This is a genomic window from Paenibacillus sp. GbtcB18 (assembly GCF_019091125.1).
Taxonomy (GTDB): domain Bacteria; phylum Bacillota; class Bacilli; order Paenibacillales; family NBRC-103111; genus Paenibacillus_F; species Paenibacillus_F chitinolyticus.
The window spans coordinates 108039-125502 of the sequence record NZ_JAGXJX010000002.1 but is presented as its reverse complement, the minus strand read 5'-3'; the positions used below and the strand labels follow the sequence as shown (position 1 = coordinate 125502).

The following is a 17464-nucleotide window of genomic DNA, read 5'->3' as shown; positions in this document are numbered from 1 at the left end:
TTGCAAAGAAGGAAATACTGTACATACGCAGAAGTATTAGGTGATGCAGGAGGCAAGAGCTTCCGCAGATCCTGCCGTTTTTACCGAATCGGAAACATTTTGCGCGGTATAGTTCGTTTCCCGCGTGTTTTGAGATAAAATTAGGAGGTTTAGTATGGAAAAACGTGTGCAAATGGATTTGGCCGGACGTCCGCTTATTCTTGAAACCGGTCGTTTAGCCAAGCAAGCCAACGGCGCGGTACTTGCCCGCTATGGCGATACAGTTGTGCTCTGTACCGTGACCGCTTCCAGCGAGCCGAAAGATCTTGATTTCTTCCCGCTGACGGTTAACTATGAAGAGCGCTTATATGCGGCAGGTAAAATTCCGGGCGGGTTTATCAAAAGAGAAGGACGTCCGAGCGAGAAAGCGATTCTCTCCAGTCGTCTGACCGACCGTCCGATCCGCCCTCTGTTCCCGGAAGGATTCCGTAACGACGTACAGATCGTCGCGGTGGTTATGAGCGTGGATCAGGAGTGTCCGCCGGAAATTACGGCCATGATCGGTGTTTCTGCCGCACTGTCGATCTCCGATGTACCGTTCAGCGGTCCGGTCGGCGGCGTCATTGTAGGCCGCATCGACGGTAACTTCGTCGTGAACCCGACGCCGGCGCAGGAAGACAAGAGCGACATTCATCTTGTTGTCGCAGGTACCAAGGATGCCATCATGATGGTAGAAGCAGGCGCTGCCGAAGTTCCGGAAGACGTTATGCTGGAAGCGATCATGTTCGGTCATGACGAGATCAAGAAAGTGATCGCTCTTCAGGAGCAGCTCGTGGCCGAAGCCGGCGTTCCTAAAATGGAAGTGAAGCTTCATTCGGTAGACGGCGAAATCAGCACAGCCGTGCGTGAGTTTGCCGAAGCCCGTCTCGTTGAAGCGATTAAAGTTCAAGAGAAGCATGCGCGCCAAGAAGCGATCGACGCGGTCAACGCGGATGCCGTTGCGCATTTTACGGCGCTCTATGAAGAAACGCCGGAGAAGCTGAAAGACGTCAAGGAAGTGCTTCACGATATCGTGAAAGACGAAGTCCGCCGCCTTATCACGCATGACAAGGTAAGACCGGATGGACGTGCACTCGATGAAATCCGTCCGATCGACGTGGACATTAATCTGCTGCCGCGCACGCACGGCTCCGGACTGTTTACACGCGGACAAACGCAAGCGCTAAGCGTATGTACGCTCGGAGCGCTCGGCGACGTACAGATCCTCGACGGTTTGGATCTCGAAGAGACCAAACGCTTTATGCACCATTACAACTTCCCGCCGTTCAGCGTAGGGGAAGCAAGACCGCTTCGTCCGCCGGGACGCCGCGAAATCGGACATGGCGCTCTCGGAGAACGCGCGCTTTCGTACGTGATTCCGAGCGAAGCCGAGTTCCCGTATACAATTCGTCTCGTTTCGGAAGTTCTGGAATCCAACGGTTCGAGCTCTCAAGCAAGCATTTGCGCTTCCACGCTGGCTATGATGGACGCGGGCGTTCCGATCAAGGCTCCGGTTGCCGGTATCGCGATGGGACTGATTAAAGAAGGCGAGCATTTCTCCATTTTGACGGATATTCAAGGGATGGAAGACCATCTCGGGGATATGGACTTTAAAGTGGCAGGTACGTCCAAAGGGGTTACCGCTCTTCAAATGGACATCAAGATTGACGGAATCAATCGCGATATTTTGAAGCAGGCTCTGGATCAAGCTAAAGCAGGCCGTACGTTTATCATGAACAAAATGCTGGAGCGCATCTCGGAACCTAAGAAAGAACTTTCCGCATACGCGCCTAAGATTGTCGTGATGCAGATCAACCCGGATAAGATCCGTGACGTGATCGGAGCAGGCGGCAAAATCATCAATAAAATTATCGAAGAAACCGGCGTTAAGATTGACATCGAGCAGGACGGCAAAGTCTTTATCGCTTCGTCCAACGCGGAGATGAACGAACGTGCCAAGCAGATTATCGAAGGTATCGTACGCGACGTCGTTGTCGGCGAAACTTACCTCGGTACGGTAAAACGCGTGGAGAAGTTCGGAGCTTTCGTAGAAGTGCTGCCGGGCAAAGAAGGACTCGTCCACATTTCCCAGCTGTCTACCGAACGGGTTGCCAAAGTGGAGGATGTCGTTAAAGTCGGCGATACGATTACCGTTAAAGTCACGGAAATCGACAATCAAGGACGCGTTAACCTGTCCCGCAAAGCAACGCTCGTGAACAACGAAGTTTCCGCTCAATCCTAATAACCGAATCGCACCAAACATACAAAGAGCCAGATCTATCTGTCTCTTTTTTGCATGTTTAAACCGAATTTTCACGTGTGCGGTTGTATCGTCCAAGTCATAACCCTGTCCGGCTTTGCATAAACTCTGACATAATCTTCACGGAGGAGTCGGAATCTCATGCAAAAAAAGAAGCTGGTACTGCTTGGCGGTATAACGGCCGGATGTATATGGGCACTGCTGCAAAGCGAAACGGTACATACCTTTGTGGGAGCGATCCAGCAGGGAAAGCAGCCTTCCATGCAGACGCAGACGATGCTTTCCAATGTTGCGGGAGGGCCGGAGAGTAACGGAGAGACCGCACAGCCGGCAGAGGACGCTTTGCTCAGTCGGATCCGGGAAGAAGCGAAAGGCCTGTACATCGCCCCCATTGATGCAAAAGTGGACAGAATATGGAAAGCGGTGCCGGGTTATAACGGGCTGGAAGTGGATATCGACAAGACTTACGAGGCGGCCAAAAAGAATGGGGCGGGAGACAAACTCCCTTTCGTCATGAAGCAAGTTTCGCCTAAGGTTCACTTAAACGACCTTCCGCCGGAGCCTATTTACAAAGGGAACTCCAAAAAACCGATGGTTTCCTTCATGATCAATGTGGCGTGGGGAGAGGAGTTTCTTCCGTCCATACTGGAGACACTCCGCAAAGAAAATGTAAAAGCCACCTTCTTCTTCGATGGAAGCTGGTTGAAGAAGCATGTGGACATTGCCAAAGAAATTCAGAAACAGGGACACGAGCTGTCCAATCATGCGTATTCACACAAAAATATGAGCACGCTCAGCCGCTCCAAAGCGTATGAGGAGATTGTGAAAACCGAGGATCTGCTGAAAAAGGAGCTTGGTGTCACCAATGTTCTATTTGCTCCCCCCTCGGGAGACTTTGATGCCGAAACGGTGAAAATAGCTGCGGAGCTTAAGTTAAAGACCGTCATGTGGACGCTCGATACAGTCGATTGGAAAAACCCCGGCGCCCCCGCGATTCTGGCCAAGGTCCGCAAAAATATAGAGCCGGGATCGCTCATCCTGATGCATCCGACCCAGTCTTCCAGCAGCGCGCTGCCCGAAATGATTTCGATTATCAAAGGCAAGGGGCTGCATCTCGGAACGGTAAGCGAAACGCTGTCTCCGCAGCGGATATCGGCACCTGCTCCGGGAGCGGGCCAAGTGGGTGACGAGCGGTCAGGTTGAGTCACTCCGACATTTTTGTTAAAATCAAAGTTGAACTTAAGGGCTCCTAAGCGGACCCCATTGTGCGTACATTTGAGGAGGAACAGCTTGGTGAATAAAACCCATTTAAATAACGGGCTCAGAGTCGTGACCGAGAAAATTCCGACCTGCCGTTCGGTAGCGATCGGAATCTGGGTAAAAACCGGTTCACGAAACGAAACTCAGCTGAATAACGGAATTTCCCATTTTATCGAACATATGCTCTTTAAAGGCACAGAGCGTCACAGCGCGAAAGACATCGCGGAAGTGTTCGACGGAATCGGGGGGAATGTGAATGCTTTCACATCCAAAGAATATACATGTTATTACGCCAAGGTGCTTGACGAGCATCTCGGCATTGCGGTAGATATTTTATCCGATATGTTTTTCAATTCCGTCTTTAATGAAGAAGAGCTGGAGAAAGAAAAGAACGTCATTTTCGAAGAAATCGCCATGTATGAAGATACTCCCGATGATCTGGTCCACGATCTCGTTGCAAAAGCGGCGTACGGCAGCCATCCGCTGGGGTACACGATTTTGGGCACCCAGGCGCATTTGTCCGGCATGAAGCCAAACGATCTGCGGGCTTATATGAAAGAATGCTACACCATTGAGAATACCGTCATTGCCGTGGCGGGGAACATCGACGATAGCGTGTTCGAACTGCTGGAGAAGCATTTCGGTCATTTCAACGTTTCGGGTACGCAGCAGAACCAGGAAGAGCCGGCGTTTATGAGCGAGCGGGTTTTCCAGGCCAAGACGACGGAACAGAATCATATTTGTCTTTCGCTCCCGGGTCTTTCTCTGCGTGAAGAAAACCTCTACCCGATGGTGCTGCTCAATAACGCGATCGGCGGGGGCATGAGCTCCAGACTGTTCCAGGAAATCCGCGAGAAGCGGGGACTGGCCTATTCGGTGTATTCCTATCATTCTTCTCACATTGACAACGGGGTATTTACGATCTATACGGGAACGGCTCCGAAACAAACGGAGGAAGTTCTGAAAGTGACGATCGAAATGCTGAACGATATCGCGGAGAAAGGCATGACGGACGCGGAACTGAGAAAAGGCAAGGAACAGCTGAAAGGCAGCCTGATTCTTAGTCTGGAAAGCACCAACAGCCGGATGAACCGGATCGGCAAAAACGAGCTGATGACCGGAAGGCATTACACGCTCGACGAAATGATCAACCGCATCGAAAGCGTTGAAATGGAGCATATTCATGCCTTGACCCGCAAGCTGTTCTCCAAGCCATTCGCCATCGCGATGGTCGGCAGCCGCGACGAGGCATTGCAGTCAATCAGAGGAGATGAGCTTCTTGGAAAATAACACATCTGCATTCCCCATCCGCATTAAACGTCTGCCCGGCAGCGAAGGTCTTCCGCTGCCGGAGAAAATGTCCGCCGCGGCAAGCGGCTTCGATCTACATGCGGCGAATATCGAACCCCTGGACCTGGCGCCCGGCGAGCGGGCGCTCGTTCCGACGGGGTTCGCGCTGGCGATGCCCGTGGAGCTTGAAGCCCAGATCCGCCCTCGGAGCGGACTGGCCTACAAGCACGGCATCACCACGCTGAATTCGCCGGGCACGATCGATGCGGACTACCGCGGCGAAGTCAAAGTACTCCTGATCAATCATGGCCAGGAGACATTCACGATCCGCCGCGGCGAAAGAATCGCGCAGATGGTGTTCCAGCTTGTGCCGGCCGTCTTATTGACGGAAGTGGACGAGCTGGATGATACCACGCGCGGCGCCGGCGGCTTCGGTCATACCGGGCTGACCACCGAAGCGCGGAAATAACCCGCGTTCCTGCCGGATTACAGGCGGGAACCGGGAACGGTCCGGGCTTGCAGCCACAGTTGGCGGACCGCGCATGCTCCAATCCGTCATATGGCTGACCTTGCAAGGTGAAGTTTTAATGAAGAAGGGCCTCTATCAGTTTTTGAAGCTGATATGAGGCCTTTTTTATGTCCGTTTGCCGGAGTCCGTATTAAAAAAGGGGTATGCCTTAATGTGCGGACGCCCGGCATGCGAATGTCACCCTTCGGTAGGCGGCGGCATACTGTATGTTATCGAGACGGATGCACGTAAGGGAGGAACGGAAACAGTATGCTCACCGGAGCGGAAGTAATTTTTATCGGCGGCGATGCCCGTCAGCTTGAAGTCATCGATAAGCTGATCGAGCTCGATGCGTCCGTGACTTTAATCGGATTCGACAATCTGCAGAAGCCATTCGCGGGAGCGGCGGGCAAGCGGCTTTCACCCGAAGCGCTCGAGAAAGCCGACGCGCTCGTTTTGCCGGTTGTGGGAACGGATGAACAAGGGCGTGTGGAAAGTATTTTTTCGGGCAATGAACTGACACTTACGGCGGATTTGCTGGGTGCACTTCCAAAGCATGCCGTGATCTATACGGGTATGGCGAAACCTTATTTGAAGCAGCTTTGCGAATCGCAGGGCCTTAAACTGGTTGAGCTTCTCGAGCGGGATGACGTGGCGATCTATAATTCGATTCCGACGGCGGAAGGCGCTTTGATGATTGCCATTCAGAATACGGACATTACGATTCACGGCTCGCAATCAATGGTTTTGGGGTTCGGAAGAACCGGTTTAACGATGGCTCGCACCCTTCAGGGATTGGGAGCAAAAGTGAAGGTCGGAGTGCGAAAACCGGAGCATTTTGCCAGAGCTTTGGAGATGGGTTTTACGCCGTTTTATACCCGCGAACTCTATCAGGAAGTGGCGAATATTGACTTGCTTTTTAACACAATTCCGACTATGATAGTCACAGCGCAAATAATAACGAATATCCCGCATCGCGCGGTATTAATCGACTTAGCTTCCAAGCCGGGCGGAATGGACTTCCGCTTTGCCGAGAAGAGAGGGATTAAGGCGATGCTCGCTCCAGGCCTACCCGGGATCGTCGCACCGAAAACAGCTGGTCGGATTTTGGCGAATACGCTGAGTCAGTTGATGGTGGAAGACATCAGGAATGGGAGTGGTCCGGAATGAACTGGAACGGGGTAACGGTAGGGTTTGCGTTGACAGGTTCTCACTGCACCTTGGAAGAGATTATGCCGCAGATTAAAAGATTCATAGACGCAGGCGCCACGGTTGTACCGATCGTGTCCCAATCCGTTTTGACGACGGATACGAGATTCGGCAAGGCCGTCGATTGGCAGCAGCAGCTCAGAGACATGACGGGCAGCGATCCCATTACGACGATTGTCGAAGCGGAACCGCTCGGGCCATCCAAGAAGCTCGACGTCATGGTAATCGCCCCCTGCACAGGCAATACGACAAGCAAGCTCGCGAATGCAATGACGGAAAGCCCAGTCCTAATGGCCGCTAAAGCACAGATGCGTAATCAGCGTCCGCTTGTACTGGCCATTTCTACTAATGACGGGCTCGGACTGAATTCCGCGAATATTGCGAAATTGCTCGTTGCGAAGAACATTTATTTTGTCCCGTTCGGCCAGGATGCGCCGGAAGCGAAGCCGAATTCACTTGTCGCCCGAATGGATTTGATCTCGGAGACATGCGAAGCGGCTCTGAACGGCAAACAGCTCCAGCCGATGATTATTGAGCGATTTCAATATTCTTAATTATAGATCATTTAAATAATGGGGGAGCAAACGACATGTCAAATGAAAAAACTTTTAACGTAGCAGTAGTCGGCGCAACCGGCGCCGTCGGAGAACAAATTATCCGCTTACTCGATGAACGCAATTTCCCCATTAAGGAATTAAAATTTCTTTCGTCCCCGCGTTCCGCGGGTACGAAAATTCGTTTCAAAGACAGAGACATCACGGTTGAAGCGGCAACGCCGGACAGCTTTAAAGGGGTAGACATCGCCTTGTTCAGCGCAGGCGGCGACGTGAGTAAAGAACTCGCTCCGATTGCGGCTGCCGGCGGTACGATCTGTATCGACAACACGAATGCCTTCCGCATGGATCCGCAAACACCGCTTGTCGTGCCGGAAGTTAACATTGAAGAGGTTCACAAGCATAAAGGCATTATCGCCAATCCTAACTGCTCCACGATTCAAATGGTGGCTGCACTGAAACCTTTGTATGATCGTTTCGGTATCTCCAAAATCATCGTATCTACATACCAAGCCGTATCCGGAGCAGGCAGCAAAGCGATTGATGAGATGCTTCGCCAATCCCGTGAAGCGTTGGCGGGCAATCCGGTGAATCCGGACATTCTGCCGGTCGGTTCCCTTCCCGTTAAACATCAGATTGCGTTCAATGCGATCCCGCAGATTGATAAGTTTCTGGATAACGGGTTTACAAACGAAGAAATGAAAATGATTAACGAAACGAAGAAGATCATGAATGACGAATCCCTTGAGGTTACGGCCACCTGCGTACGGATTCCCGTCGTATACGGTCACTCCGAATCGGTTTACGTGGAATTGAAAGAAGACTTCGAGCTTGAGGAAGTGCGCAGCCTTCTTGCGGGCGCGCCGGGTATCGTACTCGTTGACAACCCGCAGGAGCAGCAGTACCCGCTTGCAACCGAAGCGGCCGGTAAACTGGAAACGTTCGTAGGGCGTGTACGCCGTGATCTCCACAACAAACGCGCGCTTAACCTGTGGATCGTATCCGATAACCTGCTGAAGGGCGCTGCCTGGAATGCGGTACAGATCGCAGAATATTTTGCACAGAACAAGTAAACTCACACAATCGGCATCGTCATAAGACGGTGCCGATTGCTCGCATCATGATTAAACATCGACAAGAAAAAGCGAATAGGAAAAGAGGGAAGGACATGCGTATTCGAGTTCAAAAATTTGGCGGCACTTCCCTGTCCACGCCTGAAGCCAGAAAACATGTGCTGGAACATATCCAAGCTGCGCGCAGTGAGGATTGTCAGCTTGTCGTGGTTGTATCTGCGATGGGGCGGCAGGGAGAGCCTTATGCTACCGATACTCTGCTCGGTTTGATCCGGCAGAACGGAGACCAGCTTCCTGCAAGGGAGAGGGATTTGTTGATGTGCTGCGGAGAATGGATTTCCGCAGCCAATTTGTGCAATTTGATTCAAGCGGAAGGCATTCCGGCGGTCGTTCTGACAGGCGGCCAGGCGGGAATCGAAACGAATGACGCCTACGGCAATGCACAGATTGTTTCGGTTCAGCCGAAGCGGATTCTGGAGCATCTGGACCGGGGCGAGGTCGTGATAGTCGCCGGGTTCCAGGGGCAGACGGCCGATCATGAGTTTACGACGCTCGGACGCGGAGGAAGCGACACGTCCGCTACGGCGATCGGCGGGGCGCTTAAGGCCGAAGTCGTCGATATTTTTACCGACGTCAACGGAATTCTGACAGCGGATCCGCGCATCGTGGAAGACGCTAGGCCTTTAACGCGCGTAAGTTATGCGGAAATTTGCAATATGGCCCATAACGGCGCTAAAGTGATTCATCCGCGTGCGGTGGAAGTGGCGATGCAGGCGAATGTCCCGGTCCGGGTACGTTCGACTTTCTCCAAAGAGGAAGGCACGCTCGTGACCAATCCCGATTCTTTGTACGGTGCGGAGAAACGGGTCGAAGACCGCCACGTGACGGGGATTGCCCATTTCGGGAATATTACACAAATTCAAGTGCCCGCGGCCGAAGGCCAATACGACCTTCAGCTTCAAGTGTTTAAAACGATGGCGCAGCACAGTATCAGCGTCGACTTTATTAACGTAAATCCTTCGGGGGTTGTTTATACGGTATTTGATCACGTGGCGGAAAAAGCGCTTGACCTGCTGCGCGGGCTCGGCTATAAACCCACTTCACTGAGTGGATGCGCTAAAGTGTCCGTAATCGGAGGCGGCATGAACGGTGTTCCGGGCGTTATGGCTAAGATCGTCGAAGCGCTTACGGAAGAGAACATCCGAATTCTGCAATCCGCGGACTCCAACACCACCATCTGGTGCCTGGTACACGGGGAAGATATGGTTAGCGCGGTAAGAGCACTTCATAAATCATTCCAACTGCATAAATAGTCAAAAAGCACACGTAGGAGGCGGGAATTTTGGACTTCGGAAGAGTAATTACAGCAATGGTGACTCCCTTAAACGAACAGCTGGAAATCGATTGGGAACAGGTGGGTCCTCTGGTCGATTATCTGATTAACGAGCAGGGCAGCGAAGGGCTGGTCGTTTGCGGAACGACCGGCGAATCGCCGACCCTTACCGACGAAGAGAAGCTGAAGATGATTGAAGCCGTCCTGAAGCATGCGAACGGACGGTGCAAGGTCATTGCGGGAACCGGCAGCAACAACACGCATCACACGATCGAGTTATCGCGGGAAGCGGCAAAACTGGGCGTCGATGCGATTCTGCTCGTCGCTCCTTACTATAACAAGCCCAGCCAGGAAGGCTTGTATCAGCATTTCAAAGCCGTCGCCGAAGCCGTCGATGTGCCGATTATCTTGTACAACGTTCCGGGACGCTCCATTGTCAACATTAATGCGGATACGACCATCAGGCTCTCCCACATACCGAACATCGTAGCTACCAAAGACTGTTCCGGTACCGACCAGCTGACGATCGTAGCCGCCGGAGCGGCCGAAGGTTTTACGGTATACAGCGGTGACGACAGTATGACACTTCCCGCGCTGGCCGTCGGCTGTCATGGCATAATCAGCGTAGCGAGCCATGTTGTCGGCAAAGAGATGCAGGAGCTTGTTGAAGCGTATACATCGGGTGATGTAAAACGCGCGGCCCGTCTCAATGCGAAGCTGCTTCCGGTATTTACCGGTTTATTCTGCGCCCCGAGTCCCGCTCCGGTTAAGTACGCCCTTAATTTGAAAGGCGTGAACACAGGCAGCGTCCGTCTCCCTCTTATCGATTTAAGTGAGCAGGAGCAGGCTTTCGTGGCGTCGCTGTTCTAATCCAATCGCAAAAATTTCCTTCTTACGACCGGTGCCGCCTGGCATCGGTTTTGTCATTTTAGGGGAGACTACAAATCATATACGCACCAACTTGTAATCGGGTAGATCTTTCCTGTATAATGGTGGCAAGTGACTGGTTCGGTTTCATTATAAAAATCGTCGTCAAATGAATTCAAGGAGGTTACTTTTTTGTCTAAGAAAAATAACGATAAAGTTCTGATTTTTGCCCTTGGCGGCGTGGGCGAAATCGGTAAAAATATGTATGTGGTGCAGTATGCGAATGATATTGTGGTTATCGACAGCGGTTTGAAGTTTCCTGAGGAAGATATGCTTGGAATCGACATTGTCATTCCGGATATCAACTACCTGCTCGAGAATAAGGACAAGGTCCGCGGTATTTTGCTGACTCACGGCCATGAAGACCATATCGGAGGATTGCCTTACGTACTTCGGCACTTGAATGTGCCTGTTTACGGTACTCGGCTTACCCTTGGACTTGTGGAGAATAAGCTGAGAGAAGCGAATCTGCTTGGCGAAACCAAGCGGATTCTGATCAATGCGGATTCCGAGCTTAATTTGGGAACGATTACAGCCACGTTCTTCAAAACCAACCACAGCATTCCGGATTCCGTCGGGGTTGCTCTTGAAACTCCCGAAGGAGTCATCGTGCACACCGGAGACTTTAAATTCGACCAGACACCGGTTAATGATCAATATGCTGACCTGCACCGGATGGCCGAAATCGGAAAGAAAGGCGTACTTGCCCTTCTTTCCGACAGCACCAATGCCGAGAAACCCGGGTTTACGGGTTCTGAGAAAAGCGTCGGCGTTACTATCGAGGAAGTATTCCGCAAAGCCAAGCAGCGCGTAGTTATCGCGACTTTCGCTTCGAACATTCACCGTGTTCAGCAGGTTATCGATGCGGCTGAGGCTACCCGCCGTAAAGTTACGGTAATCGGGCGGAGTATGGTTAACGTGGTGTCGATCGCTTCGGAACTCGGATATCTCCGCGTTCCGGACGGCATGCTGATTGAACCTGAAGAGGTAAACCGTATGGCGGCCGACCGCGTGGTCGTTCTCTGTACGGGCAGCCAAGGGGAGCCGATGTCGGCTTTGACCCGTATGGCTCGTTCCACTCATCGCAAAGTGGACATTCTTCCAGGCGATACGGTAATCATTGCAGCTACTCCTATTCCGGGTAACGAGCGCTATGTCGGCCGTACGGTAGACGAACTGTTCCGTTTGGGTGCGGATGTCATCTACGGACCGGGTTCCAAGACGGGCGTACACGTTTCCGGACACGGAAGCCAGGAAGAGCTCAAGCTTATGCTGAACCTCATGAAGCCGAAATATTTTATTCCGATTCACGGGGAATACCGCATGCTTCGTCTTCACGGTCAACTTGCCGAATCCGTCGGAGTGGACCAAGAAGATATCTTCATTCTGGATAACGGGGACACCGTTGAAATCCAGAGTGGAGTAGCTCGTAAAGGCGCAAGAATTCAGGCAGGCAACATTTTGATCGATGGACTGGGTGTCGGAGATGTAGGTAACATCGTCCTGCGCGACAGAAAGCTTCTTTCTCAAGACGGCATTCTGGTCGTTGTCGTGACACTAAGCAAACAGGATGGGACCATTCTTTCCGGTCCGGACATCATTTCCCGCGGCTTTGTATATGTCCGCGAATCCGAAGGTTTATTGGACGAAGCGAATCGTATCGTGACGAGTACGCTGAATAAGTTAATGAATGATAACGTAAATGAATGGGCGTCTTTAAAAACACATGTGAAAGACGCGCTTGGACGATTTTTATATGAACAAACCAGAAGAAGACCAATGATTCTTCCGATTATCATGGAAGTTTAGTCTCTCAAACTAGTCACTTAACCCAACCGAAACCAAAGCTCTCTCCATAGCCGGAGAGGGCTTTTTTAAATGTTTACGATGACCTCATTTATGGCTGCCTGAGAAGAGGGTGAATAAAGGTATAGCGTTCCTGCCCACACTAACCTCGATGATCAATTAGGAGGAATGGCTATGGGAAACGGAAATCGATATAAAGGACAACAGAATAGACCCGGTCACACGGGAGCAGGTGTATCTTCGGAGCGCTATGCAGGCAGAAACGAATATCCGTTTCAACAAGCGAGTGCGAACGTTTCAGCGGGCAGCGGCGGCTCTTTGAGAGGAAACGGGTACAGCCAGGGTGCCGGACAGAATGCCGGACAGAATGCTTTTCCTGAAGCCGGCAATACGAACCAAACCTATACAAGCGGTGCTCCAAGAGGCGCTTACGGGCAGGGAACTGCCCATACATTTAACCCGGCACCGTACGGTCTGAGGCAAAACGATTCCTCCTACACAGCGGAAGAAACGGCTAACGATGCCGATGACGTTACGCTGCAGCAGGTTCATTTTGAAGAGCCGGGAGAGGGGATTACTGCGTTAAGAGCGGACGCTTCCGTTACAAGCGACTACAGCCCGCGTCCTCAGGCGCCGTTTCCCGGTCCGGCTCCTTTCAACGAGCCGCCTTCTTTCAGAAGCGAAGAGCAGCCCACGGAGGAACAGAAGAAGCTGGCAGCGGTAGAAACCATCCAGCAGCTTGGACAAATCAACACGCCAGCCGGCGAGTCGAACATTTATTGCATGAGCATCATCGGTCAAGTGGAAGGGCATATCGTACTACCGCCGCAAAACAAAACGACAAAATACGAGCACCTGATTCCTCAACTCGTAGCAGCCGAACAAAATCCGAAAATCGAGGGGATTCTCGTTATTCTGAACACGGTTGGCGGCGATGTGGAAGCGGGACTTGCTATCGCCGAGATGCTGGCAACCATTTCGAAACCTACGGTTACCCTTGTATTGGGCGGCGGACACAGCATCGGTGTGCCGATCGCGGTAAGCTCGAACCGTTCTTTTATCGCCGAGACGGCCACAATGACGATTCATCCGATCCGGTTGACGGGACTAGTAATCGGTGTTCTTCAAACATTTGAATATTTGGAGAAAATGCAGGAGCGGGTAACCCGTTTTGTCACGAAGCATTCCAAAATCTCCGAAGAGCAGTTCAAGGAGCTTATGTTCAAAACAGGTGAACTCACCAGAGACATCGGAACTACGGTTATCGGCCAAGACGCCGTTAAATACGGATTGATCGACGAAGTGGGAGGGATCGGGCAGGCAATGGCCGAACTGAACCGCAGAATCGAGGAACGCCGTGGTTCCCAGGGAGGCGGAACGGCATGACCCACTACACGATCCTGCCGGATGAAGTCATTTACGAAGGCTTGGATGAACACGAACCCCGTTTCCGGGATGTTGAAATCAGCGGCATCCTGATGCAGGTGGAAGCTGTCGATGAGAGCCGGGTGCGGATTGTGCGGCTTTACAGCCCGGAGCCAAAACATTACTTAAATCCGCTTTTTACGCCAGGAAGTCTGATTAATTACGTGCCCGGTCCGCAAGGGATCTAGGCACTGCCGCCCGTGTTCCGCCTACCGAAACTGTGGTATAATGATTTATCGGAGGTGGAATAGAGTGGCAAAACGCCGTAAGAAAAGCAAGACGGTCAAGACTAATCTCATGTTTGAGCTGTACGGTATTTTAATCCTGATTTTCTCGGTGATTGCGCTGGCCAGAGAAGGTCATGTGGGACGTTCGTTTCATTACGTTTGCCGCTTTTTCATCGGTACGTGGGATTTTCTAATCCCGCTGATCTGCATATACATAGCACTGCATGTTATGGTGAAGCGTTCATGGCCCTCACGATGGACAACCCGCAAAACCGGGGTTTTGTTAATTGTGGCGGGTCTTCTTGTCATGAATCATATTAATTTATTTCAGGCTCTTTTTCCAGAAGGCAACTACGAGGCGACAACGATTCTGTCCGTGACCTGGGACGCTCTGAAGCAGGGGCTGCAGCCCGCGAACGGCAAAATTCTTCTGAACGACGTAGGCGGAGGGATGATCGGGGCGGTCATCTACAGCCTGCTGTATTTTTTGTTCGACACACTGGGCGCCCGTCTCGTGGAATTCGCTTTATTTGCCATCGGGCTCATTCTGGTTACGAACTTGTCTTACGTGGAAGCCATGCAGAAGCTGCGCGCGCGCGCGAAACGCTTTTTTACCTTGTTGGAAAAGAAATTCCAGACCATGCAGCGCGGTAAAAGCAAATCTTCCTCGGCTGCTAAAACAAAAGGAAAGGCAGCCGTTTCCGCGAGTAAAAGCGAACGAACCTACAAAGAGCCGGACTTTCCTTATGACGACGAATTTGACGAGGAAGTATACCGTCCGGACCCCAAGAGGAAGAAACCCCGTTTCCTGCAGTTGTTAAAGCAGCCCGTTCCGCAACAGGATGACGACCAGGACGAGGACGACTTGGTGATTTCCGGCGCCGCCGGCGGTTATTCCGAGGAGAAAGTCGTATACAAGGTCGATTCCGGCAGAGATTCTGCGGCGCTGGACATGAACGATGAACCTCAAGCCGACCGGGAGTTTTCCACCGTTTTCCGGGATTTTCAAGAACAGGTGCAGAAGGAAGAAAAGATCGTACCCTCCTCTCCGGCAGCGGAAGGTACGGTAGAACCCGCAGCTTTGGCTGTGAGCCCTAAAGCGGTACCTTCCCCGCACGCAGAGCAGATTCCGGCCGATGAGCAGCTTGAAACTTTGGACGACCTTCAGCTGGTCGACACAGCCGTGCCGCCGGTTCTCCCGCCTTACGATCTGCCGTCTTTGACGCTTCTTTCGAAGCCGGCGGCCGGCAAGGGCTCCGAGATGGCGGATTACAAGGCCAACGCCCGTAAGCTCGAAGCCACGCTGGAAAGCTTCGGCGTGCGTGCGAAGGTGCTGGAAGTCGTCCGAGGACCTGCGGTGACCCGGTATGAAATTCAGCCCGACGTGGGGGTGAAGGTAAGCCGGATCGTCAGTCTGACGGATGACATCGCGCTTGCCCTGGCCGCCAAAGATATCCGGATGGAAGCGCCGATTCCCGGCAAATCCGCGATCGGTATCGAAGTGCCGAATTCCGAAGTATCCGTCGTTACGATGCGCGAGGTGATGGAAACTTCCGCCTTCCAGGAAGCCAGTTCCAGATTGTCCGTCACTTTGGGCAGGGATATTTCCGGACAGCCGATCGTCGGCAATCTGGCGAAGATGCCCCATCTGCTCGTTGCCGGTGCCACAGGCTCGGGGAAATCCGTCTGTATCAACGGAATTATTACGAGCATCCTGTACAAGGCGAAGCCCAATGAAGTCAAGTTCCTGATGGTCGACCCCAAAATGGTTGAACTTAATGTGTATAACGGCATTCCGCATCTCATGGCTCCGGTCGTCACCGATCCGCGAAGGGCGTCTCTTGCCCTGAAAAAGGTCGTCGTCGAGATGGAGAAGAGGTACGAACTTTTCTCCAAGAGCGGTACGCGGAATATTGAGGGCTACAATGCCATGCTGATCGAAAACGGTACGGAAGCGCCCCTTCCGTACATTGTGGTCATCGTGGACGAGCTGGCCGATCTGATGATGGTGGCTGCCAACGATGTGGAAGACGCCATCTGCCGTCTGGCTCAGATGGCGCGCGCGGCGGGCATCCATCTGATTATCGCGACGCAGCGACCGTCCGTGGATGTCATCACCGGCGTTATTAAGGCGAATATTCCTTCGCGGATCGCCTTCGGGGTATCTTCTCAGGTAGACTCGCGGACGATTTTGGACATGGTGGGGGCGGAGAAGCTTCTCGGCCGCGGCGACATGCTGTATCTGCCTGTCGGAGCGTCCAAGCCAGTCCGTGTGCAGGGAGCTTTCCTTTCCGATCAAGAGGTCGAGACGGTAGTCAATTTCGTCCGGACTCAGCAGGAAGCGAATTACCGGGAAGATATGGTGCCCCAGGTGGAAGAGCAGCCGGAGCAGCAGGACGAGTTCGGAGACGAGCTCTACGATCAGGCCGTTCAGATCGTCATCGAAGCCAAGCAGGCTTCGGCGTCTCTGCTTCAAAGACGGATGCGCATCGGCTATGCGCGCGCGGGACGGCTCATCGACTCGATGGAATCCAACGGAATCGTCGGGCCGCATGAAGGAAGCAAGCCCCGTGAAGTTCTTATTTCGCTGGAGCAGTTCCAGCACAACCGCATGAGTTCCTGAACCGAATTTAAGGACGCCCTGCCTGGTTTACGGCAGGGCGTTTTTGTTGCATAGAACGTTTCCTCCTTTCTCATAATAATCACTAACAGCCAGTCATCATGAGAGAAAGGTTGATAATGGAGCATGAATAAACGCATGAACAAACGTTTGATCGCTATCACGGTTTGCGTCGTATTTACGCTATTTGCGGCTCTGCAGATTAAGCAGAACTTCACGACTGAAGCTACTTTCAGCAAGAATCTCATCAGTTATGGAGCCAAAGGCTCCGATGTCAATGAGCTGCAGGGACGTCTCAAGTTTCTGGGATTTTACACGGGGGCTGTAGACGGCGATTACGGCTGGAGAACACTCCGGTCCGTAAAATGGTTTCAAAGCGAGTTCGGTTTGAAAGTGGACGGCCATGTGGGCCCCAAAACCAAGCTTAAGCTGTGGGAAGCCACGAAGGACTGGAAGCCGACCGCGGCTGAAGCCGGCAATGCAGGCAAAGCGGCAGAACCGGCTAACCAGGGCAATCAAGGCGGCGCGGCCGCTTCCGGATCGAATCTGACGCCGACGACGCACAAAGGATTTTCCAAATCCGACCTCGATCTGATGGCGAACGCCGTTTACGGCGAATCCCGCGGCGAGCCTTACATCGGTCAGGTGGCCGTTGCGGCGGTCATTCTGAACCGGGTGGATTCGGCCAGCTTCCCGAATACCGTTTCCGGCGTCATTTTCCAGCCGGGTGCGTTTACCGCCGTTGCGGACGGCCAAATCTGGCTTACGCCAAATGAAACCGCCAAAAAAGCGGTCCGGGACGCCATCAACGGCATGGACCCTACCGGCGGCTGCGAATACTATTTTAACCCCGAAACGGCTACGTCCAAATGGATCTGGACACGCCCGCAGGTGAAAACCATCGGCAAGCATATTTTCTGCAAATAAGCTGAACTGAATAGAACGACAGAGGAA

General features: G+C 52.5%; 14 protein-coding genes. All 14 read left to right on the top strand.

Features of this window, described 5'->3' with window-relative positions:
- Positions 1-154: 154 nt before the first annotated feature.
- The 14 genes from pnp to sleB all read left to right on the top strand — a co-directional run bounded on the left by pnp (position 155) and on the right by sleB (position 17437).
- Positions 155-2260: a polyribonucleotide nucleotidyltransferase gene (gene pnp, locus KVT34_RS05775; protein ID WP_217557480.1), complete on the top strand. Its 2106-nt coding sequence runs from the start codon at positions 155-157 to the stop codon at positions 2258-2260.
- Positions 2261-2419: 159 nt separating this feature from the next.
- Entirely contained in the window at positions 2420-3481 is a 1062-nt protein-coding gene (locus tag KVT34_RS05770; RefSeq protein WP_217557478.1) for a polysaccharide deacetylase family protein, read from the top strand.
- A gap of 90 nt (positions 3482-3571) precedes the next feature.
- Positions 3572-4828, top strand: coding sequence for a M16 family metallopeptidase (locus KVT34_RS05765; RefSeq protein ID WP_042233291.1), 1257 nt, complete (start codon positions 3572-3574; stop codon positions 4826-4828).
- Positions 4818-5297, top strand: a complete 480-nt coding sequence (dut, locus tag KVT34_RS05760; protein WP_302695069.1) for a dUTP diphosphatase — start codon at positions 4818-4820, stop codon at positions 5295-5297. The genes KVT34_RS05765 and dut overlap by 11 nt, the downstream gene beginning before the upstream one ends.
- 309 nt (positions 5298-5606) lie before the next feature.
- Positions 5607-6506 carry a dipicolinate synthase subunit DpsA gene (gene dpsA / locus KVT34_RS05755; protein ID WP_042233080.1) on the top strand — a complete coding sequence of 300 codons (900 nt, stop codon included), beginning with the start codon at positions 5607-5609 and terminating at the stop codon, positions 6504-6506.
- The gene (locus KVT34_RS05750; protein ID WP_217557474.1) at positions 6503-7099 is read left to right on the top strand and encodes a dipicolinate synthase subunit B; all 597 of its coding nucleotides are present in this window, start codon (positions 6503-6505) and stop codon (positions 7097-7099) included. The genes dpsA and KVT34_RS05750 overlap by 4 nt, the downstream gene beginning before the upstream one ends.
- 35 nt (positions 7100-7134) lie before the next feature.
- Complete coding sequence (locus tag KVT34_RS05745; RefSeq protein WP_217557473.1) at positions 7135-8172, top strand: aspartate-semialdehyde dehydrogenase; 1038 nt, start codon at positions 7135-7137, stop codon at positions 8170-8172.
- Positions 8173-8267: 95 nt separating this feature from the next.
- Positions 8268-9485 carry an aspartate kinase gene (dapG, locus tag KVT34_RS05740; protein WP_042233085.1) on the top strand — a complete coding sequence of 406 codons (1218 nt, stop codon included), beginning with the start codon at positions 8268-8270 and terminating at the stop codon, positions 9483-9485.
- Between the two features lie 29 nt (positions 9486-9514).
- Positions 9515-10375 carry a 4-hydroxy-tetrahydrodipicolinate synthase gene (dapA, locus tag KVT34_RS05735; protein ID WP_217557472.1) on the top strand — a complete coding sequence of 287 codons (861 nt, stop codon included), beginning with the start codon at positions 9515-9517 and terminating at the stop codon, positions 10373-10375.
- A gap of 189 nt (positions 10376-10564) precedes the next feature.
- Positions 10565-12241, top strand: a complete 1677-nt coding sequence (locus tag KVT34_RS05730; protein WP_217557471.1) for a ribonuclease J — start codon at positions 10565-10567, stop codon at positions 12239-12241.
- A gap of 708 nt (positions 12242-12949) precedes the next feature.
- A complete protein-coding gene (locus tag KVT34_RS05725; RefSeq protein ID WP_174446841.1) occupies positions 12950-13624 on the top strand; it encodes a ClpP family protease in 675 nt (224 codons plus the stop codon).
- Positions 13621-13851, top strand: a complete 231-nt coding sequence (locus KVT34_RS05720; RefSeq protein ID WP_042233094.1) for a YlzJ-like family protein — start codon at positions 13621-13623, stop codon at positions 13849-13851. Before KVT34_RS05725 ends, KVT34_RS05720 begins: the two co-directional genes overlap by 4 nt.
- Positions 13852-13915: 64 nt before the next feature.
- Positions 13916-16513 (top strand): FtsK/SpoIIIE family DNA translocase, encoded by a 2598-nt coding sequence (locus KVT34_RS05715; protein WP_217557469.1) that lies wholly within the window; start codon positions 13916-13918, stop codon positions 16511-16513.
- 135 nt (positions 16514-16648) lie between these two features.
- Positions 16649-17437, top strand: a complete 789-nt coding sequence (gene sleB / locus KVT34_RS05710; RefSeq protein WP_217557467.1) for a spore cortex-lytic enzyme — start codon at positions 16649-16651, stop codon at positions 17435-17437.
- The last annotated feature ends 27 nt before the right edge of the window (positions 17438-17464 follow it).